At 49.4% G+C, this 21,946-nt stretch carries 16 protein-coding genes; 10 read left to right on the forward strand and 6 right to left on the reverse strand.

What is annotated here, in order from left to right; all coding sequences use genetic code 11:
* Positions 1–148: 148 nt before the first annotated feature.
* The 5 genes from JMJ16_RS19590 to JMJ16_RS19610 all read left to right on the forward strand — a co-directional run bounded on the left by JMJ16_RS19590 (position 149) and on the right by JMJ16_RS19610 (position 8,334).
* A complete protein-coding gene (locus JMJ16_RS19590) occupies positions 149–1,897 on the forward strand; it encodes a serine hydrolase (RefSeq protein WP_201384211.1) in 1,749 nt (582 codons plus the stop codon).
* Between the two features lie 165 nt (positions 1,898–2,062).
* Positions 2,063–3,565, forward strand: a complete 1,503-nt coding sequence (locus JMJ16_RS19595) for a serine hydrolase (protein ID WP_201384213.1) — start codon at positions 2,063–2,065, stop codon at positions 3,563–3,565.
* A 108-nt stretch (positions 3,566–3,673) separates the two neighbouring features.
* Positions 3,674–5,386, forward strand: coding sequence for an ABC transporter substrate-binding protein (locus JMJ16_RS19600; RefSeq protein WP_201384215.1), 1,713 nt, complete (start codon positions 3,674–3,676; stop codon positions 5,384–5,386).
* Between the two features lie 190 nt (positions 5,387–5,576).
* Positions 5,577–6,656 carry a dipeptide epimerase gene (locus JMJ16_RS19605; protein ID WP_201384217.1) on the forward strand — a complete coding sequence of 360 codons (1,080 nt, stop codon included), beginning with the start codon at positions 5,577–5,579 and terminating at the stop codon, positions 6,654–6,656.
* A 167-nt stretch (positions 6,657–6,823) separates the two neighbouring features.
* A protein-coding gene (locus JMJ16_RS19610) for an ISNCY family transposase (RefSeq protein ID WP_201386145.1) occupies positions 6,824–8,334 on the forward strand; the annotation gives its coding sequence in 2 pieces (ribosomal slippage) (positions 6,824–7,724 and positions 7,724–8,334; 1,512 coding nt in all).
* Between the two features lie 114 nt (positions 8,335–8,448).
* On the opposite strand, the gene ctaD is transcribed toward JMJ16_RS19610, so the two are convergent.
* Positions 8,449–10,137: a cytochrome c oxidase subunit I gene (gene ctaD, locus JMJ16_RS19615; protein WP_201384219.1), complete on the reverse strand. Its 1,689-nt coding sequence runs from the start codon at positions 10,135–10,137 to the stop codon at positions 8,449–8,451.
* Between the two features lie 362 nt (positions 10,138–10,499).
* Between ctaD and JMJ16_RS19620 the strand changes: the two genes are divergently transcribed.
* A complete protein-coding gene (locus JMJ16_RS19620; RefSeq protein WP_201384220.1) occupies positions 10,500–11,144 on the forward strand; it encodes an acetate uptake transporter in 645 nt (214 codons plus the stop codon).
* Between the two features lie 120 nt (positions 11,145–11,264).
* On the opposite strand, the gene JMJ16_RS19625 is transcribed toward JMJ16_RS19620, so the two are convergent.
* Complete coding sequence (locus JMJ16_RS19625) at positions 11,265–12,632, reverse strand: MFS transporter (RefSeq protein ID WP_201384221.1); 1,368 nt, start codon at positions 12,630–12,632, stop codon at positions 11,265–11,267.
* A gap of 347 nt (positions 12,633–12,979) precedes the next feature.
* Here JMJ16_RS19625 and JMJ16_RS19630 point away from each other — a divergent pair, with 347 nt between their 5' ends.
* A complete protein-coding gene (locus JMJ16_RS19630) occupies positions 12,980–13,345 on the forward strand; it encodes a VOC family protein (RefSeq protein WP_201384222.1) in 366 nt (121 codons plus the stop codon).
* Between the two features lie 49 nt (positions 13,346–13,394).
* Here the strand turns inward: JMJ16_RS19630 and JMJ16_RS19635 are convergent, their stop codons facing one another.
* A complete protein-coding gene (locus tag JMJ16_RS19635; protein WP_201384223.1) occupies positions 13,395–14,126 on the reverse strand; it encodes a nucleotidyltransferase domain-containing protein in 732 nt (243 codons plus the stop codon).
* Between the two features lie 444 nt (positions 14,127–14,570).
* Between JMJ16_RS19635 and JMJ16_RS19640 the strand changes: the two genes are divergently transcribed.
* On the forward strand, positions 14,571–14,873 hold the full coding sequence (locus JMJ16_RS19640; RefSeq protein WP_201384224.1) for a putative quinol monooxygenase: 303 nt from the start codon (positions 14,571–14,573) through the stop codon (positions 14,871–14,873).
* A gap of 121 nt (positions 14,874–14,994) precedes the next feature.
* Here the strand turns inward: JMJ16_RS19640 and JMJ16_RS19645 are convergent, their stop codons facing one another.
* From JMJ16_RS19645 to JMJ16_RS19655, 3 genes are all read right to left on the reverse strand, one after another.
* A complete protein-coding gene (locus JMJ16_RS19645) occupies positions 14,995–15,804 on the reverse strand; it encodes a carbohydrate ABC transporter permease (RefSeq protein WP_201384225.1) in 810 nt (269 codons plus the stop codon).
* On the reverse strand, positions 15,801–16,733 hold the full coding sequence (locus tag JMJ16_RS19650; RefSeq protein ID WP_201384226.1) for a carbohydrate ABC transporter permease: 933 nt from the start codon (positions 16,731–16,733) through the stop codon (positions 15,801–15,803). The genes JMJ16_RS19645 and JMJ16_RS19650 overlap by 4 nt, the downstream gene beginning before the upstream one ends.
* A gap of 246 nt (positions 16,734–16,979) precedes the next feature.
* On the reverse strand, positions 16,980–18,116 hold the full coding sequence (locus JMJ16_RS19655; RefSeq protein WP_201384227.1) for an ABC transporter substrate-binding protein: 1,137 nt from the start codon (positions 18,114–18,116) through the stop codon (positions 16,980–16,982).
* Between the two features lie 557 nt (positions 18,117–18,673).
* Here JMJ16_RS19655 and JMJ16_RS19660 point away from each other — a divergent pair.
* Together JMJ16_RS19660 and JMJ16_RS19665 are read left to right on the forward strand one after the other, a co-directional pair.
* On the forward strand, positions 18,674–20,422 hold the full coding sequence (locus JMJ16_RS19660) for a sensor histidine kinase (RefSeq protein WP_201384229.1): 1,749 nt from the start codon (positions 18,674–18,676) through the stop codon (positions 20,420–20,422).
* Complete coding sequence (locus JMJ16_RS19665) at positions 20,419–21,942, forward strand: response regulator (protein ID WP_201384231.1); 1,524 nt, start codon at positions 20,419–20,421, stop codon at positions 21,940–21,942. The genes JMJ16_RS19660 and JMJ16_RS19665 overlap by 4 nt, the downstream gene beginning before the upstream one ends.
* The last annotated feature ends 4 nt before the right edge of the window (positions 21,943–21,946 follow it).

Genomic DNA, 21,946 nt, shown 5'->3' on the forward strand with positions numbered 1-21,946 from the left:
TGAAAGGCTCCTTTGCCACTGGCCTGGATGACTATATCGAAAGTTTCTTCTTGCCTATCGAGCCAGGGTTCAAGCCGCTCGTCTTCACGCGAGTAGCAGATAAAAGCTTACGAGAAAAAAGTGTTTTAGAGAAAGAGGAAGCGATATAATGACGAATACATCTGCATCTGTTACCGACACAGCATTGCAAGGATTACCCGAAGTTATTGAAGCGATCAGAGATGAGTGGAACGTTCCGGGTCTGGCAACAGCCGTGGTCAAGGATGGTCAAGTGATCCTTTCCCAGGGCTTTGGCAAGCGTTCTATCGTGGGTAATCTCGACACTACGGATCAGACCCTCTTCGCTATCGGTTCCAGTTCCAAGGCCTTTACAGCGATGGCGATTGCGATGCTCGTTGACGAGGGCCTAGTCAATTGGGATACTCCCATCAAGCATTACTTGCCAACATTCAAACTCTATGACCCTATAGCGACCGAGCAAACCACAGTGATTGACCTGCTCGCCCATCGTACCGGCCTGCCACGCTATGACCTGGGGTGGTACAACTCTTCCCTTTCACGCAAAGACCTGTTCGAGCGCCTCCAATACCTGGAACCCAACAAGAAGTTCCGCGAGGTGTGGCAATACCAGAACCTGATGTACATGACAGCGGGCTACCTGATTGAAGCCCTGACAGGGCAGACCTGGGAGGAGTTTGTTCAGCAACGTATTTTCACGCCTCTGGGGATGACTACTAGCAACTTTACACCTAAAGACTCCCAGCAGACCTCCGACTTCGCTCTCCCCTACCGGGAAGCCAAAGAGGAAGTGCAGCAGATGGAGTTCTACGACCGCTTTCAGGCGGTAGGACCTGCTGGTTCGATCAACTCCAGTGTGCAGGAGATGTGTAAGTGGCTACAATGTCTCCTCAACAAGGGCAAATATGGCGAGACCACCCTTGTTTCAGAGGCACAGTTCGCGCAACTCGTAGCGCCTCATATGGTCATTCCCCCCGATCAACCGGCATTTAAGAAACAACCGGAAACCTTTTATTACAATTATGGCCTGGGCTGGGGTCTGACGTCCTATAGAGGGCACACACTTGTTGAACATGGTGGCAATATCGATGGCTTTAGTACCCTGGTAAGCTTCCTGCCCGACGACAATATCGGCCTTGTTACATTGACAAACCTTGATAGCAACCTCGCGACACAATCTGTGAACTATACCCTATGTGACCATTTACTTGGATTGGAAGAGCGCCCCTGGAGCACGCGCACCAAACAATTCTTTCAAGGCCTAAAAGAGCAGGCAGAGAAGGCCAAGGAGAATAGCCTGGATACCCGTGTACCAGATGCACCACTTTCGCACCCCCTCAAGGACTACACGGGAAGTTTTGAGCACCCCGGTCTTGGAGTATTTACCATCACCCAGGATGACGAGACGCTGAAGGGCACGTATAACGAGACCGATTTCACATTCCAGCACTTGCACTACGATATCTTTCTTGTCACGGCAGAGCGTTTCGAGGTCCATATCAAAGGGTCTTTCATTACGAATCTTGATGGCGATATCGAAAGCTTCTCTTTGCCTATCGAGCCAGACGCTAAACCTATTGCCTTTATGCGGGTAGCGGGAAAGCACCTGCAAGAGAAAAGCGTCCTGGAGCAATTCTGTGGCGCATATGAGGTCATGGACCAGACCGCTACGGTCGCCTTCAAGGGTGAACATATCCTCTCTCTAACGCTGCCAGGCCAACCCACATACGAACTAGAGCCGTATAAGGAAGATTCCTTCCGTGTAAAGGGACTGAGTGGCTACAGCGTTGCATTCCAGCGCGATGAGGCAGGAGTTGTAACGCAGGCCCTATTCAAGCAGCCATTCGGGACCCTGATAGCCACGAAAAAAGCAGAGTAGCAGTAACAAATTGTCTATGTATTGCTATATGAGATGTACGTAGGTTAAGGAACGACTCAGGTCCCATCTTCTCAAGAAGTTCTCAGCATCATTATCAGGCCGCTTCATAGCAGATGGGAACCTGAGTCGTTATTGAAGCGAGTTTTACAGGAGGGCAGAGACGTAATGGCATACACATCACCTGCTTCTGTTACTAGCACAGATCTGCAAGGATACCCTGAGTTTGTTGAGGTAACTATGCAAGAGTGGAAGGTACCGGGAGTGGCAGTAGCGATTGTGAAGGATGACGAAATAGTTTTTGCGCAGGGGTTTGGTAAGCGAGACCTTGCCGAGAACCTGGAGGTCACGCCTCAAACTGTCTTCGCGATTGCCTCATGCTCCAAAGCTTTCACCACTATGGCGCTGGCTATCCTGGTGGATGAAGGGAAACTTAGCTGGGATGAGCCAGTCAGAAACTATTTCCCAGCCTTGAGACTCTCTGATCCCACGATCTCCAGGCTTGTCACATTGCGTGACCTGCTCTGTCACCGTACGGGCATACCTGGATACGATCTTGTGACTCTTCACTCTTTGATGCCACGCAAAGAGTTGGTGGAGCGCCTTCAATACTTTGAGCCGAATAAGGGCTTTCGAACGACCTGGCAATATAACAACGCAATGTATTCCCTGGCAGGCTATCTTATCGAGGTGGTAACTGGACAAACCTGGGAAGCATTTGTGCAACAGCGTATTTTGGCCCCTCTTGGCATGACGAACACCTACTTCTCTGTGCGGGATGTACAGCAGGTGGCGGATTTTGCGCTTCCCTACAAACTCATCCAGGATGAGCCGCAAAGAACTGACTTTTATACCAGGGAGGATGCTATCGGCCCTGCGGGTTCGATGAGTTCTACTGTGCTGGACATGAGCAAGTGGCTACGTTGCCTCCTTAATAAGGGGAAATATAGTGAAGGTACGCTCGTGCCCGAGGAGCAATTCCGAGAGCTGACTTCCCCACAGATGGTCATGTCCGCATTCCCGCATAATCTCCCTAAATATCCCGAGGAGTTTTATTACAGCTACGCGCTTGGATGGTGGACGACATGTTACCGTGGTCATAGGCTTGTGCAGCACAGCGGCGGCATCAATGGCTTTAGTTGTTTAACGACGTTCCTGCCCGATGATAACATTGGTATCGTCGTACTTACAAACAGACAAGCTCACCTGGTGCCAGTACATGGTATCTTTACCTATAATGCTGTCGATCGCCTGCTACAACTGGAAACCGTTCCCTGGAATGAGCGTACCAGGCAAAGCTATGACAAGCTGAAGGAACAGGAAGCTAAAAGCCAACAAGAAAGCCTCGCTACTCGTGTTCCAGATGCGCCGCTTTCTCATCCCCTCAGCACCTATGCCGGGCAGTTCGAGCATCCTGGAGGTGGTACATTTACCATTGTTCAAGATGGCGACACCCTCAAAGGATGGCATAACGGCCTGGAATACACCTTCCAGCACCTGCATTATGATGTCTTTCTTGTATTCCTGGAACATTATAACTTCTATCTCAAGGGTTCTTTTGCTACCAATCTTAATGGTGACATTGAAAACTTTGTGCTTCCTCTGGAGCCTGCTGCCAAACCGTTGGTATTTACGCGCGTAGTGGTTGAAGCTCCTGCTGCAAGCCTTTAAGGGTGCACAAGGCCAAACCACTATCATTCTAGACAAACTGGTCTACAACATCTTTATCTTTTCTTTTTTGTGCATAAGTGCAGTTCGAGAACATAAGGGGGCGTGATTATGCCGTATCGCAAATTTTTCCGGTCAGCGCTTCTTCCTGGTATTTTAGGGATACTTGCCATACTTGTTCTTGCCTGTAGCGGCGGTACAGGTCCAAGCAGCAATACAAACACTACGCCAGCACCTGACAGTAAGCAAATTTTCCGTTATCCAATCGGGCCATCGGACTTTGGTTCTCTGGACCCCGCTCTTGCTGTACAGAATACCGATATTTCTGCAATACAGATGATGTTCACCGGCCTGGTAGCGCTATCATCAGATGGGAAGGTTACAGACCAGCTCGCAAGCAACCATACCATTTCTTCGGATGGGCTTACCTATACATTCACCCTCAGGCCTAACCTGACCTTTAGTGATGGTACCCCGCTTACCGCTAACGACGTTGCTTACAGTATCAATCGCGCGTTGTTGCCCAGTACAAAATCACCTGCGGCCTCCTTTCTCAGTCCAATTAAGGACTTTACCAAAATTATTAGCGGGCAGCTTCCTACATTGATCGATGATAGCTTGATTGTGAAGGATGATCACACCATTTCTATCATCCTGGCTCAGCCAACAGCTTACTTTTTACAGTCATTAGCAGCTCTCCCAACTGCCTACACAGTCAATAAGAAGGTAGTGGAGAAATATGGTGCTAAGTGGACCGAACACCTGAGTGAAGGTGGAGGAGCAGGTCCCTTTAAGGCTTCTAGCTACAGTCATAATAAAGGGCTTACCCTGACCCCCAATACGAACTATTATGGACCCAAACCACGCTTGCAGCGAGTAGAGTTGCAGCAGTCGGGTAGTACAGATACAACCTACAAATCCTATCAGGCAGGTCAGTTAGATTACGCAACTATTCCACTTGCCGACCTGGCAAATGCCAGGAAACGCCCAGATTATAAGCACACACCAACGTTAGGGTTAAATTATGTGCTCATGAATTACCTGGCAAAGCCATTCAACAACATCAAGATCCGCCAGGCCTTTGCACTTGCCATCAATAAAGATATTCTAGCTCAGAATGTGATGTACGGCTCAGTTCTTCCTACGAATCATCTCATACCTCAGGGTGTTCCAGGCTATAATCAAGCCCTGGCGGGACCCGCTAGTGTAACAAGCACGAAAGGTGATTTGCAGAAGGCGAAACAACTCTTTCAGGAGGGGTTACAGGAAGAAAACTATCAAAACGCCGCTGCGTTGCCGTCTATCACGCTTTCATATCTTGCAGGTAGCAACGATACGAAGAATCTTGTAACCGTCCTTGCGCAGCAGTGGCAAACAGCCTTTGGCGTCAATATGCAGGTATCTAGCATGGAGGCCAGTGCTCTGGTTCAAGCTCAATTAGGAACGACGGGCAAATCTGGTCCATTACAGATATGGACGATCTCGTATGGCAATTATGCTGATCCTCAAGCCTGGCTGAGTACATGGTTTGCGAAAGGCGCTCCATTCAACAATGCCAACTATGGACAAAATACCTCTAGCAACGCCACCCAGCAACAGGCCATTCAGAGTGAGCTTGCCCAGGCTGACGTAAACCAGAATCAGCAAGAGCGTCTACAGCAGTATAGTTCAGCTGAACAGCATCTGGTTGACGATGTCGCTGCAATTCCTCTCTACCAGGTGGAGGCACATGTACTCATTAATCCTAAACTGCAAAATTATTCCCTGAACCCGCTTGTTACTATTGCACCGAATGACTGGGGCAACATCTACATGAGCCTATAAACACAATCTCTTATTGCTCTCTTGCCTTTCCTGGCCCAGTATAAGGAGTTGGCAAGGGAGCAACATATCCACATTTCAGGTAACTCTTCAGGGCACCTCTGCGTCACATGCGCTTCGTTTCGCCACCTGCGGTGGCGAGGGGTCCTAAATAGTTACATCGCATACGGAAAAGAAGGGAACCCTAGCAGATATGGCCCGCACAACGATCACAGCAGTAAAAGTCGAACCTCTTAACATTCCATTGCGCGAAACATTTACCATTACCACTGGAAGCGTCTCGGAAGCACGTAATGTCCTGATCACTATTGAACTTGCTGATGGAAGCATCGGCTATGGTGAATGCTCTCCATTCGCTCCTAGCACAGGTGAGACACAGGAGACAGCCCTGGCAGCGGCGCGAACCTGCGTTCCATGGTTAGAGGGGCAGGATGCCTCACGCTGGCGCCCACTCTCTAAGCTCATCAAACATAACTACTACCATCAAAATACTGTCCGCACAGGTATTGAAATGGCTCTGCTTGATGCCCTCACACATTCGTATGGGATGCCTCTCTATGTTTTTCTGGGCAATGCCGGAACAACTGTAGAAACTGACATGAGCATTCCCCTGGCCTCGTCTGAGCATAGCTACGAACTGGCGCAGCAAATCGCGGCGCGTGGTATCAAATATATCAAAATCAAAGTGGGCGTCGACATGCAGGAAGATATAGCGCGTATCGAAGCCATTCATCGTGCAGCTCCTACACTAGCTCTTACGCTAGATGCCAACCAGGGCTATACTCCTGATGAGGCATTGTCGTGTCTGCGCCAACTTGAAGAGCGCCAGATTTATCCAATCTTGCTGGAGCAACCTGTACACAAAGACGACTTTGAGGGACTGCGCTTCGTTACACAGCATACGTCTGTTCCTGTTGCGGCAGATGAAAGTGCCGCTAGCCTGGCTGATGTGGAGCGCCTGATTGCCATGAAGGCTGTGAATGTGGTGAATATTAAGTTGATGAAATGTGGCATTGTCGAAGCGTTGGATATTGCAGCTCTTTGTCGCGCAACCTCAACACAACTGATGATCGGTTCTATGATCGAATCGCGCCTGGGGACGAGCGCATCGGCACATTTTGTTGCTGGGCTGGGTGGCTTCCGCTTTATTGACCTGGATGTACCTCTACTGCTAGCGGAAGATCCCTTTATGGGAGGCTATGTAGAGCAACAGGGGGGCATCTATGATGTCTCTGACATCAAATCAGGACTGGGCATAGCCAGGAAAGTCTGAAAAAAACTAGGATCGTAAATTGAGCTTGGAGGAAGGAGTAAACTAGAGAGAAAGAGGTGAATGAGGAGAAAGCGCAGATGAGAGGAAGAAGAGTGCCTCGTCCCCAAGCAGAGCAGCACATTCGTTTGGAGCCACAGGAGCAGCACTGTCGCTCATGCGGCCACTGGATGCCGGTCGCCTATCATGGAACACGCAAGGTGCTCACGATGCAGGGGTTCGTTCAGCTACGCATCGTCGTTCGCCGCTGCCCCAATGCAACCTGTCAGGCGTACAAACAGCCGTATCGAGCCGAAGAAGAAGGTCGGTGGGCACTTCCTCATGGGGAATGCGGTCTGGATCTGATTGCGTATGTGGGGCATCTGCGCTACCGCGATCATCGTTCAGCTCCCCATATCCAACGCCTGTTGCAGGAGCAAGGAGTGCCAGTCTGTGAGCGGACCGTCGAGCATCTGATGCACCGGTATGAGGAATTGGTGAGCCTGCATCTCTCTAGCCGACACCGGCTGCAAGCCCGCTTCGCTTCCCAAGGACGTGTGATTCTCGCCATCGATGGGTTACAGCCGGATGTGGGTCATGAGGTGCTCTGGGTCATCCGCGAGGTCCTCTCCGGAGAGATCGTGCTGGCCCGAGCGCTTCTCAGCTCAAGTCAAGAGGATCTGGCGGGTTTGCTCACCGAGGTCAAAGACCTGCTGGCTGTTCCTCTCCTGGCTGTGGTTTCTGATGGGCAGCTTTCCATTCGTCGTGCCGTCGCTTCGGCCTTTCCCGAGATACCTCATCAACTCTGCCATTTTCACTATCTGCGTGAAGCCGCCAAGCCCATTTACGAGGCAGATCGCCATGCCAAGAAGGAGCTAAAAAAGCAGGTTCGTGGGGTGCGGCCCATCGAGCGAGCCGTCGAGGGGAGAACCGATGAGGAGGCTCAGGTGATTCATGATTACTGCCTGGGGGTTCGTGCCAGCCTGACTGATGATGGAATGCCTCCGCTCTCGGCATCGGGCTTGCGTTTGCAGCAACGATTGCAAGCCATCAGCGAGTCGTTGGATCGCGTGGCTCAAAAAGGGGGCTTCCACGAGAGCTTGGACGATTGAAGCACCTGCTCGACAAGGGATTACAGGCCACGGAGGCGCTGTTTGCCGTTGTTCATCCGCTCTTTGCCCATGTCTGGGCCGTGGCCCAGGTGCTCAGCAATCACGAGCAGCAAGCAGCACAAGAGGTCCAAGAGCGCTTTGAGAGGGAACTGATGCGCATGCGAGAGGACGCGGAGCAGCATCAGGCAAGTCGAGAGGCCCTCTCGCACTTCTTGAAGGTCACTCAGAGCTATGGGCCTCATCTCTTTTGCTGCTACCAGGTGGCCGATGTTCCCAAAACCAACAATGACCTGGAACAAGCCTTTGGGGCCGTTCGTCGAGGGGAGCGCCGAGCGACTGGACGCAAAGGAGCCATTCCGGCTCTGGTAGTGCGGGGAGCCGTTCGCTTGACAGCAGCACTTGCCACCCGCTTGCATCTTTTCAGCGAGGAGGAGCTTGTTCCCTCTGATCTGGCCCGCTGGCGACAACTGCGCTCCGAAGTTTCCTCTCGTCAAGAAGCTCGCTGCAAACAGCTTCGCTTTCGCAAAGATCCTCTCGCCTACTTGGCTGCTCTGGAAAAACAACTTTCTAAGGCAAGTTTACGATCCTAGGAAAAAAAGAGGGTCTGGCTCAAATTTGGTGATTGAAGACCTTATTACCAAATTTGAGCCAGACCCCAAACGGTACCGCCGTGACTCCACGTCGTCCTAATTGTTCTCTCATCCTCAGTGAATGGCTGACTTCCAATCCGCGGTCTCAGGATTCTTCTTGTCATAGAATGGGCGACGACTGCGGACGATGGGTATGGTAAGGAAGTTATACTTCTTCGGCGGCGATGTCGTGTCCCACTCCAGGGTAAAGCCGTCCCAGGGATCACTACCTACCTTCTGACCTGACTTCATGCTTGTGACAAAGTTGCAGAGGAAGACCATGATCGCGATACCAATCAAGAAGGCTCCAATTGTCGACATCAGGTTCAATTCGTTCCACCCTAAATTCGCTGGATAGGTGTAGACGCGACGCGGCATGCCCAGCAGCCCCAGGATATGCATGGGGAAGAATGCCAGGTTCATACCAATCATCAGCAACCAGAATTGAATATGTGCCAGCCTCTCATTCATCAATTTGCCGGTCATCTTGGGAAACCAGTAGAAGAGGCCCGCGAAGATTGCCATTACGCTACCACCGAAGAGCACGTAGTGAATGTGCGAGACCACAAAGTAGCTGTCCGTGACCTGGTAGTCAAAAGGCACAACAGCCAGCGCGGCCCCATTCAAACCACCGATGAGGAACATAGCAATAAAACCGAGTGCGAAGATCATAGGAGCTTTAAGGCTCAATTTCCCCTTGTAGATCGTTCCCAGCCAGTTGAAGATCTTTACAGCGGTTGGCACCGCGATGAGAACCGTGCTGGAAGCGAAGAATGCCTGTGCGACAGGTGGCAGACCAACGGCAAACATGTGATGAGCCCAGACAGTGAAGCTCAAGAAGCCAATCGCCACACCGGACCACGCGATAAAAGTATAACCAAAGATGGGTTTATGTGAGAAGACCGGCAAGACCTCCGAGACAATACCGAAGGCCGGCAGGATCAGGATATATACCTCAGGATGACCAAATGACCAGAACAAATGCTGCCACAGAAGCGGGTCACCACCATAGGCAAACTGATAGAAGTGCGTCCCAAGATGGCGATCCAGCAGCAGCATCAGACTCGCCGCCGTCAGACTTGGCATCGCGAATAATATCAGAAACGCCATGACTAGGATCATCCACGTGAAGAGCGGTATACGGTTAATGCTCATGCCAGGCGCGCGCATCTTTAGAATCGTCACAACAAAATTAAGCGATCCTGCGATTGAGGAGATGCCAAGCATTGTTATACCCAGAATCCAGAAATCCACGTTCATCCCAGGTGTACACTGATAGGCATGGATGCCGCAGACCTTTGTCGTCAGACTCAAAGGAGCGTACATGAACCAGCCCCCATTAGGAGCCACGCTCAACAGAAAGCTGGACTGTAAGAAGAGGCTACCAAAAAGCAAGATCCAGTATGCAAAGGCATTCATGCGCGGGAATGCCATATCGCGTGCTCCAAGCATCAGAGGTACAACATAGTTACCCAGCCCCGACAATATCGGCATGACGAATAAGAAGATCATCGTCGTGCCATGCATCGTAAAAATCTGGTTATATTCTTCGGGACTGAGCACCTTCCCATTGGGGACCGCCAGTTGTGCCCGAATGAAGAGTGCCTCTACACCGCCGATCAGGAAGAAGAAGAAAGCTGTGATAATGTACATGATGCCGATCTCTTTATGATCGGTTGTCGTGAGCCAACTACCAATATAGGTGTCGCTCAAGTGCCTCTCACGTACGCTCACTGACTCTCTATTACTAGTGCGAGTTGCCATATCTGATTTCTCCCAAACATCTCTTCTATACCAACACTAGTAACACCACATACTTCATTTTATATTTTAAGTATAGTCAATGCAATCTCAAGATATTCTCCCCTGTGTTTTAAGGATCAGTCACGTAAAAATATCACTCAACGTGATTCTAGATGTTCCTAAAAATGTTCTCACAATCTTCCTCACAGAAAAAGCTCAACCTAGTAGTCAAAAAGCGCACAACTCCTGAGAGCGACAATCTGTAGACACTCGAGGACTTCGTCTTAGAGGCGCAAAAGGATGATTGTCAGGATGAGTGGGAACATGTGGTTCTAGAGTGAGGAATAGTACCTTGGCGATCTTCTCCCGAAAGGAGAACTATCATGGCTCAATACTCAACAAGAACATCGGAACATCGTGACTTGGCAGAAGGACGTATTGCAAGCCCTATCCCTCTTGGGCTGAGCGTTCTTGCACTGACTACGGCTATTCTTGGCTCCTGGTACGCTGGTTTTATTCTTCCATTTGGAAATCAAGGCGCCCTCAGAGCTATTGGACCGATCATTCTTGTGGGAGGAATTGTTCAAATTCTGGCTGGCATGTGGGAGTTCCGCAAGGGAAACATGGAAGCGGCTACGCTCTTTACCTCGTATGGCGGCTTCCTCACAGCCCTTGGCGTGATCTTCATGCCAGGGTTTGGCATCTTAGCGAGCATGAGTGCAGGAGTGCAGCATCTCCTCTTAGGGCTTTTCTACCTATGCTGGACCATTCTTCTTGCGGTGACCTTCATTGGATCACTCAGGATGAATATGGTCTACCTTGCGGCCGTTGGTTTGTTGTTTCTGGCCTACCTCTGTCTGACTATCGGGCACCTAACAGGATTTAACCGGGTGTGGCTTGGCATTGGTGGTTGGCTGGCTATCATCTGCGCGCTCGTTGCCTGGTATGCGACGATTGCCAGTATGCTGCGCACGGCCGCTGGTATCACGCTGCCAACAGGTGGACGTGGACCTGTTGCAACTGAATAAGCACGCATCGATGCTCACAGTGTTTTCTCGTACGTACCTGGAGCAATTGTCAGGTGGTACGAGAAAACACGCTCAAGAGGTAAGGCGCTGGAGATAAGTATTTTGCCTATCTTATCTCGCTCATACTAAAAGTTTTCCTTCTTTTCTTTCGTCTTGCAGAGTATATTCCCCATCATGGTCTGTTTCCCGTTCAGGAAGAGTTCTCGTTTTGCTGTGGAAACCAAATGTGCAAAGTGCGAGGATCACACATATTGAACCAGCAATGCCTAGCGTCAGAGACGCTCCAATGTCCTGAGCTATCCAACCAGCAACAAGGTTGCCAAGTGGCGCGAGGCCGAACGCAGTCAGTATCCAAAGGCTGAGAACGCGCGAACGCATCTCCTGTGGCACCATCATTTGCAGAATGGTATTGGTGAGGGTTGAGGAGAGCACTGAGCATATACCTATGCAGATGAGCAGGGCCAGGGAGAGTGGTAAACTGTTAGAGAGCGCAAAAGCCAGGCAAGCGCCTCCTCCCAGGCAACAGACAATCACCAAGATACGCGACCCATTTTGAATGCGTTGTGTCATCATGACCAGAATGATGGAACCAAGTAGAGCCCCAATACCTGCCGCAGAATTCAATAGACCCAGCCCGGTGGCCCCGATATGGTAGATATTGTTGGCAAAGATTGGAAGCAGTGTCTGGTAGGGGAAAACCAGAAAGGCAATAAAGAATTGCAGCAAGAGCACGATTTGGGCTATAGGTCTTTTTCGCACATACTGCAGGCCATCGCGTAGGTCGCTCCACATACTTTTGTGCGTACTTTTGCGTTGCTCTCGATTGGCGGTGTGCATCAGGAGGAGCGGAATAATGACCGCAATGTAGCTTAGTGCATTGAGGTAGTATGAGCCTGCGATCCCAAAGATACCTACGGAGAGACCTCCAATAGCTGGGCCGATCACACGCGAGAGATTAAATTGAGTTGAGTTGAGCGCGATACCCTGCCTTAACTGCGATGGTGGTAATAGGTCGCCAACAAATGTTTGCCATGCGGGGAAGCCAACCGAACTGAATACTCCATTAAGCAGTGCAAGAAGGATAATCTGCCAGACAGTGATGATGTGTAAGGTGGTAAGAATGCCCATGAGAAGGGAGATGAGCATATAGAAGCACTGTGTAAAGAGGAGCAGATGACGCCGATTGAAACGGTCAGCTATGACTCCCCCAATAGGGGAGAGGAGAAGGTTAGGCAATGTCGCTATGAAGGTGACCAGGCCAAGCAGCAGGGCTGAATTGGTGATTTGAAGCACTTGCCAACCTTGACCAATAGATTGAATCCAAAAACCAGCATTTGAAAGAAATGCTCCTACCCATAGAAGTGCGAAATTTTTTTCCGCTAATGGGCGTAGTGACGATGGGAGAGCAGAAGCTCGTGTTTGAACAAGGTGAGATGATTCCGAAAGTTTTTTAGTATCTTTTATATTCTCAATAGAGGGCGATAACATAAAATATCCTTGCTAGACTAAAAATGAGGATTATGATGAAAAAGCTTTATCTTTTATAGTGTAACCGGGTGGGTACATGCAAACAATGTATAAATGCTCTATAAACAGGGCGAATAAGGTATGCAAAACACGAAAGATCGAAATCCACTGTTCCTTTTGCTCGGCCATAGACGACTTTTTGGGACAGCGTTCTGGAAAGCTGTCCCAAAAAGAACGGCCCAACCCTCTTTAGATATGGTGATTATGGAAATAGTCACCCTCACCATGTCTCTCCTGAGAGAACGCGCAGAAAAATGGTTGACATTTAGCCAATGGAGATTTCTTTCTCCAGGTAAAAGGAGCTTCCTATGAAATTGAACCATATCAATTTGACCGTTACCGATACCTCAGCAGCAACTCACTTTCTCGAAACATACTTTGGGTTACGTACACTAGCCAACAATCAGATGTTGACGGTGCTCACCGACGATGACAACCTGATTTTCACCTTGACAAAAGCTGGTCAGGTAAACTATCCCAACTCGTTTCATATCGGCTTTGTCCAGGAGAATGCAGAACAAGTCAACGCGGTCTATCACCAGTTGAAAGATGGTGGGTTTGAGATGAAACCACCACAGCGGAGTCACGCTATGCCTGGAGGAAAGTATGCCTGGAATTTTTATGTGCAAGCACCAGGCGGCTTTATGGTTGAGGTGCTCACCGCAGTTGATTGATCAGTTCGAGGGTATTCTGCATACTCAAATGCAAGATTGATTGTACCAATCAATCTTGCCCCCCTGGCTCAAGCGGAAGAGAAGTTTTTCCCTCACTATCCAAGTACAGCAAAATCCAGTCAAGAAGCTCTAGAGCAACCTGCACACGCTGCTTAGTTTCCCCACAAAAGAATTGTTTTAGCAGCTCTTCGGCATCAGGAGGTCCTTGTGATAAATCCTCGAGGTGCGCCCAGATTGATCCGTTAGGTGGAAGTGGCCTGTTATTTGCAGCCCATAGCCCCTCGATAACCTGCCAAGAAACTGTCCCAGCCACGAAAGCTGCTTTCAACAGATGGCCTCCTCTCTCAGCTACACGTATTTTGAAGCGAGCAGCCTCTAGCCAGGAGGTGATTTTCTCCCGCTCTTGTTCAGAGATCCGGTAGGTCTCAAAACGTCTTTGCGCCTGTTCTTTCAGGCGCGCGAGGATTCCCTGCGGATCAAAGAAGATACGGCCATCTAGATAGGCATAGACTTCCATTGGGTTCGTTTCGAGTTTGTACTGAGCTCCTGCCGCATCAGCATATCCCTGCTCAACCAGAACCCCCTGGCGCAGCCCTCTATGAAACTCACGCCTGGCACCTGGAGTAAGAATGAAGCGTAGGTCAAGATCGGCTCCCGGCAAGGCATCACCTCTCGCGACGGAGCCAGTGAGCAGGATGCCAATGATCTCTTCCTGCCCAGATGCCTCTTCGATTATCTCTTGCAGGAGGGTCTGATACAACAAATCAGCATCTCCTTTCATAGGTTTTTATCTCCTTATTCATGGATTTGCTCTCAATCGAGCCAAATTTCTCAATGCTCGCCTTCTGCAAATGAATTAGTTGCACCCTCGCCAAGGACATCACGCAGCACATCTGGCGTGTGAGAAGCGCCAGGTTCGATGTTCATCATACCTCTCTCCTGTCGTTGGAACTGGGAGAGACTCGATCCGCAAACAAGCGGGACGATCTCTTGCCAATCCAGGTGTAGTTTTACACTTGGTACAACACATTTCCCCTAGTATACTCTTCCCTGTGAGCAGAAAATGGTCCAATGCGCGTGATTGCCTGGAAGATGCTCTCTCGCAGAGGACCAGCAGAAGCTTCACCTATCAATGAGCGAGAGCTGTTCTTGCGAGAAAGACAAGCTCACGTTCATACGGGTTTCAGGCACCTGGTGCAAATGCAAGAGAAAATGGAGATACAACATGGTGACTGTAGGGTTTCTCATTCGATACGAGGCAAAACCCGGAAAAGAGGCGGATGTCGAGCGCGTCCTCAAAGAAGGGTTGGCAGCAGTCCAGGAGGAGCCAGCAACGACCGCCTGGTTCGCGTTCCGCCTGGGATCCTCGACGTTCGGCGTCTTCGATGCCTTCCCAGATGAAGAAGGGAGGCTCACACACTTCAATGCCCGTGCGGCGCAGTTGCAGGCGTTAGCTTCCGAACTGTTTGTCGAAGGATCACTGATCATGGAGAAGATTGATATCCTGGCGGCCAAGCTTCCTGGATAGAGGCTGCAAAGATCGTTATGTGCCGAAGGAAACATCTGTGGTTGGGAACCTCGCCAGGACCGACGCGCCGGTCCTGGCGAGGTTCCCGTCGTTTTACCACTAGAAATTGTGGCAATGACGGCTATTTCAGCACGCCATCCGTCACCCCCCTGATGAAATACCGTTGCAAGAATAGGAAGAGGAATACCGCTGGCAACATACTTATCAGGCAACCCGCAGCCGCCCAGTTGACATTATTATGGTACTGAGAGAAGAAAGCCGCCAGGGCCACAGGAAAGGTTTGTACCTCTGGTTTCTGAAGGAAAAATACGGAGAACTGGTAATCGTTCCAGATGGCAAGCCCGGCCAGGATAATCACTGTTGCCGTCACAGGCTTTAAGAGGGGGAGCAGCACGTGAAAGAAAACGGTAAAGCTATTGCACCCATCAATAAGCGCGGCCTCATCTAATTCCCGCGGTATCGTGCGCAGGAAACCAGTATAGAGGAATATAGTGAGCGGCAAGAAGAACGTGACCTGAACAAGGATAATCGCCCAGTAGGTATCGATTCCGTTGATATCCACCAGAAGCTTGTACAGGCTCACCAGGATGGTGAGGCCGGGGACAATCATAGACGCAATGCAGAGCGTATAGACAAAGGTATTCCAGCGACTTGGGAAGCGTGCCAGTGGATAGGCAGCCGCGGCGCCAATAAGTACGACCAGGATCACCGATACAACTGTAATGAGAGCGGTATTGAGTAGCGCTTGATCCAGGTGCGCACTTTGCCAGGCATTGACAAAATTGTCGATGAACCAGTAAGTGGGGGTTATCCACTTCGAACTGGTATCATTCGGCGACTTAAAGGCAATATTGACGAGAATAAAAAAGGGAATACTATGTATCAGGCCAATAAAGACCGTAAGCGCCCCCAGAGAGATCTTTTTCGTCATAGCTGCACTTCCTTTCCTCTGAGAGAGCGTAATGAGAAGATGCTGATAATGCTGATGAGAAGAAACATCACGATCCCCATTGTTGCTGCGTACCCAGCATCCTGGCGCGCAAAGTAGAGGTTGTACATCATGGTTGAGAGGGACTGCGAAGCATAGCCTGGTCCACCTTGGGTCAAGGCAACAATAATGTCAAATAGTTTTAAGCCACCTATAATGTTGTAAACAATGCTAATAGTTACCGAAGGCATGAGAAGAGGTAGCGTCACATCTTTGAAACGACCAAATGAGGAAGCTCCATCAAGTGCGGCAGCTTCTAAATACTCCTTGGGGATAGCTTGTAGCCCAGCGAGGTAAATCAGCATGGCAATCCCAACGTATTGATAGGAATTGACGAAAGTGATGATCCAAACAGCGAGCGCGCCATTACTCAACCAGTCGCGTGGAGGATTGCCAAATATTTTCAGAATGTCATTGACAGCACCACCATCATATTGGAAGAAAAAGTAGCCAATGTACCCCATAATTAATGGGCTAATGATAATTGGAAGGTATATGATGGTGCGGACAATTCCCTGCCCGCGCACTTTTCGGTCTAAAAACAGTGCATAAGCCAGGCCAAAAATATTTTGTAGCAAGGTGCTACCCAGCCCATAAATCAGGGTATTCACAATCGTATGGAGAATGTCCGCGTCAGTCAATATACGACGAAATTGCAACCAACCTACCCACTGCATCTCATCAGAATAACCATCCCAGTTGGTAAAGGAGAGACGAATGCCCTGTAAAAAGGGATAGAAAATAAATACCGCTAACAGGATGAGCGCGGGCACATACATAAGGTTAACCAACCAGGTCTTTCGTTTTTTCCCCTTGTGAGCTTGTGTTAATAATCGCGGTTTTGCCAGTCGCAGTTGAGCCTGAAAACGCACTGTTAACTCCTCACTACTAGAAGCCCTGTGATACATGCGTCATCCCAAATTGTTGTCCGCGAGCTTTCCAGATAGGAAAGCTCTCTGCGAGCCTCTCCCTCCCAGGGATCAGGATGCCAGTGGTGAAGTTGCAAACCCAACCACCGGCATCCTGATCCCTGGAGCGCCAGAGACGCACGAGGAGCACAGCAAGCCAACGTAGATGTGAATATTTAGGGATGAGCATGTTTGGCTTCAGAATCTCAACTAATGAGACCCTTTAAGCCGGTCATACTCTTGTTTCAAATTCGCGGAATATTGGCTGGGCGTGATTGCCCCCGCCAGCATATTCTGTGCATTCTTACAGAGCGGGTCCCACATCCCATTGGGCAAGTAGACGCGATCAAAGTATGGATGCACAGGCGTCGAACTGTACTTTTGATAGTATTGAGTCATTTCACCAAGATCCACCTGAATGCCTTGCAGTCCTGCCGGTGCCTCGCCAGTTTTCGCGAGATACTTGATATTCTCAGGCTGTGCCATGAAGTCCAGTAATTGCTTGGCTTCTTGCAGGTGAGGAGAGTCTTTCCATATCCCTAGAGTTGTTCTTTCACCACCGGCAAAACTTGGTTGATCTCCCGCAACCATGGCGGGAATAGGCATCAGCCCAAGATGGACATTGGGGTTCACCTTCTTTGCCTCATCAACAATGTACGAGCCATAGAAGCCAAAGGCCGCTTTCCCCTGCGCCAGAGCTTGTGCCGAATCACTGTACTTCGCGGTCAGCACATCTTTATTCAAACACCCCTTTTTCTGCAGATCCAGAAAATCCTGTGCGAGCGGCGTATAATGCGACCAATCGAAGGTGCCATTGAGTAGATCTGTTGTGTAGTTCTTCTGGGGGCTGATGAGGAGTGACGTTGAAAAATAGTCGAAGTAATTTCCTAATGGCCATGAATCCGCACCGCCGATGTGCATTGGCGTCACCTGCCCGTGACTCTTCTCATTGATCGTCTGACAGGCTGTGACAAGTTCGTCATAGGTCTCAGGGATGTCGATTCCATATTGCTTTAAAACATCACTGTTGAACATTAGGCCCGACTTGTCCTCGTCGATTGGGAGGACATAGACCTTTCCGCTGGAATCAGTAATGTTATCCTTGATGGTTGGGCTCAAATGGCTAGCCCATGGCCTATCGCGCAAATCAGCCAGGAAGTTCCCATAGCGAATCTTTGCCCATCCATGCGTCGAAAATATGTCTGGTAGATGCTTTGAGGCCATCTTCACCTTCATAATATTTTCGTAGTCCGCCCCTGGCGCGGTCACGTCAACTTTAATAGTAGGGTGCAGTTGGGTAAATTTTTGAGTAAGCGTTTCAATTGCCTGCGCTTCAGCATCTGTCACGTTTGTCTCCAGCGTCAGCGTAACAGTGCCTCCACTAGAGCCACCGCCACCTGAGCCACAAGCACTCAATAAACAGAGTAGAAGACAAAAACCTGCCATCATGGCTTGTAATGTGCGACGCCGCATAAATGCCTCTCCTGTTCTTTCCCTGGAGAGTGAGCTCAACGAGCCTAGACAGCCCATATAAACCACTGCACCTGGCTCCAGGAACTACTGGATACGCCAGCAGATGTACTCTCCAGAAAAATGTACAATAACGTTGAAGTGCCTTAAGAGCTTTGTATAATAACCACCTCTATTACTGTCCGCTTGCTTCTTGACAACAGATAAACGATCAGTTACCATTCACCTCAGGACCTGATAAAAGATTAATCCGTATTATTGTGTTTGTGTATGCTGTAAAACTACGATATGCGCGCTCATTTCTCTTCAGCCGGTAACTACTTCAGATATATTCTTGCTCACGGCATTCCTGCCCACACCTCCATACCTGGAAGAGCCATGTAGTGGCGAGAAGTCCTGCGAATTGGTCGAACATCGTTTGCAAGGAAGAGGCGATGAAGTTCACAAAATCATTGCGGATGAAGCTGTCAGTCTTGTATCTGCTGACGACTGTTATACCCCTGGTCGTTATTGTTTTTGCGATGCCCAGCTATACCGAGGGGGTCATCACCCAAGATACGCAAACCTTGACTACCGCTACATTGACAGCAGTATCGCGCAACATTGATACCTACCTCGATGACTTAGACCGCCTGACCCTGACCCCTTATCTCAATAGCGAGGTGATGTATGCGCTTAAACTCAAGGCGAGCAACGAGTATGCACACGCGACACCTTACCAGCAACTCATCGCGGACCAGGCCCTGTATAGAACCCTTCCTAATTACCTGCGCATTACCAGAAAAGACATCTTAAACACCATTATTTTGCCACTTGATGGTTCTGTTTTTGTGGCGTCCAAATATCCCTCCTCCAGTCCCGTTCCCAGGTATCCATTTACAAAACAGGAGTGGTATCGAAAAGCCATCCAAGCCGACGGAGACATTGTCTTTGTGAATCCACATTCACAGGATTATCTGCTAACGCCCACCGCGACGCAGGTTTTTTCCGTCGCGCGGCTGATCAAGGACCCCGATTCCAGGCTTCCCCTGGCTGTTATAATGGCGGACGCTGACACAGTGGTATTACATGATATTGTCAACGGCATCAAACTGAATGTCAGTTCGATCATCGCCGTATTTGGTACAAACGGAAAACTTCTTTACTCCAGTCAGCCACTCTCTACGAATGTGGAAAACGCAATAGCCCGCAGAGATCCAGGTACCCAGGGTGCCACTGATAATTACATTCCAGTCATCCAGTCTACGGCCTCAGCACAGTGGAAAGTCGTGATATTACTCTCACAAGCAGAAATAATCGCGAAATTGCGCTGGCTGTATATCACAGGGATTGGCTTTGCCATCGGCGCGGTCGGCATTACCCTTCTTGTATTTTTCTTTCTCTCGCGCTGGATTATCACGCCTTTTCAACATATGATTGTTGCCATGATGCAGGTGCAAGAAGGAAATCTGCACACGCGCTTTGTCACTGATGGAGAAGATGAAATCGCGCAGCTAGGGAATGCCTTTAACACGATGGTTGCGCGCTTGAATACACTCATTGAACGCGAATACGTCGCGACATTAAATCAACGCAATGCCGAATATCATGCGCTCCAGGCGCAAATGCAACCGCACTTTCTTTACAATACCCTCAATGGCTTTATTGGCCTCAACCGTTTAGGTGAGAGAAAAACGCTGGAGAGCGCCATTATCGCGCTCAGTGGTCTGCTACGCTATGTGCTCAATAATGATGAGCAAGTCATCCTCAAGGAAGAGTTTCTGTTCGTAAAGCGTTACTGTGAGCTTCAGGCACTTCGCTTTCAGGGTAGATTGACTTATCACCTGCAATGTGAAGATGGGCTAGCAGACTTTATACTCCCCAAGGTTCTTTTACAACCCCTGGTCGAGAATGCCATGATTCATGGTATCGAGCCCTCGGACCGTCCATGCCACCTGAATGTCTGTGCGACCTCGTTGTCAGATGAAGAGACCGGGCAACCCATGATACACATCCTGATTGAAGATGATGGAGTAGGTTTCTCTACGGCTGCACAGCGTGAACGGTGTGGACTTGGCCTGAACAATGTACGCGAGCGCCTGAAAATGGCTTTTGCAGCAGCCTCTCTAACGATCAACAGCCAAGTGGGTCAAGGAACACGCATAGCTATTAAAATTCCCAGAGGCGAGGCGGTAAGGACATGAATATTCTCATTGCTGACGATGAACACCTGGCACGGATGAGCTTAAAAAGCATGTTACAAGAAGCAGGTCTTCCCCTAGAAGCTATGAAAGAAGCTATCAATGGCGAGGAGCTGGTCGATCTGGCTTGTCTCCACAAGCCCCTTCTTGCGTTCGTAGATATTAGAATGCCCAGGCTGAATGGTTTGGAGGCTATCAAACAGGCCAAACTTCTCTCACCGCAGACGCGCTGGTTTATCCTCACAGGCTTTTCGGAGTTCCAGCACGCCCATGAAGCGTTACGTATAGGGGTCTCCGACTATCTCCTTAAACCAATTGATCCGGCAGAGATACACACGATCATAACAAAGGTCACAAGAGAACAGAGACAGCACCTGCTCGATCGCAATAAACAATTCGCTATGGATCTCACTGCTATCTATCATGGTGTTAGTCCTCTATCGCAAGAAGAACAGGATGATATCCTGCAACATGCATGCTTCATCGGCACCATATTTTGTATTGACACGACCTTATCAGCGATAGAGAAGGCCACGCGCCAGGATTCTCTGCTCCAGACCGTACAGTCTATCATTGACGAAATGGTGACCCCTGAGTTCAAAATGACGGTCTTTGTGCTCTCTAATGGCGAAATAGCCTTAATTGGCACTTGGGGATCAGAAGATGCCGATCAGGAGATGCAGCATTGCCTGAACTGCCTGTACCAGATTGAGCAAACTGTATGTCGTCCTCCAGATACCGGTTTTGACGTGACGCTGCTACAAACAAGTGTTTGTTCATCCTACAAAGATTTGTTCTATCAGTTCAACTGGCTACAACAATTTTCTAGCTTGCGAGTGATTTACGGGGTTGGCAAGAAAATCCAGCAACGCGACCTCTTACCCTATGCGGATACTCCACGTTTTCTCGCTATAAGTAAGCTGGTTAGTACCTTGACTGATTACTACAGGCAAAGTATGTATGTAAACTACATGAGCACGCTCGACCACTTCATGAAAGCGTATGCAGAAGAGCGTGCCATTGACTACGGCGTAAAGAAAAGTGTTGCGGAGTTCCTCAGTCAGATGCTTCCCTGCCAGATTTCCCCTCAACAAGACCTTGCCGACTGGTATCAGATCTTGAAGGGCTGTGGAGAACATCTCTTACATACTCAACCTCACAAGGAAGCTGTTGGCCTGGTTGAGTGGGTCATAGCGACTATTGAGCAGGAATATCATGCCAATATTAGCATCGCTCAGATCGCTGTAAAGTTAGGAGTGTCACCAAACTATTTGAGCACCCTCTTTCATAAGAAAACAGGAATGACCTTTGTAAGGTATGTAACAAAAGTTCGCATGCTCAAAGCGAAAGAACTGCTTAATAATCCTTCTTTGCAAGTCCAACAGGTTGCCGAACAAGTAGGCTACTACAGTGTGCGACACTTCACCAAAGTATTCACCGAGTTCTTTGGCTATTATCCGTCAGCCCAACGTAAAAAGCGAGACAAAAATACCACGCCTGCCCAAGTGGAACAGCAACCTTAGTTGT

Source organism: Ktedonobacter sp. SOSP1-52, assembly GCF_016587395.1.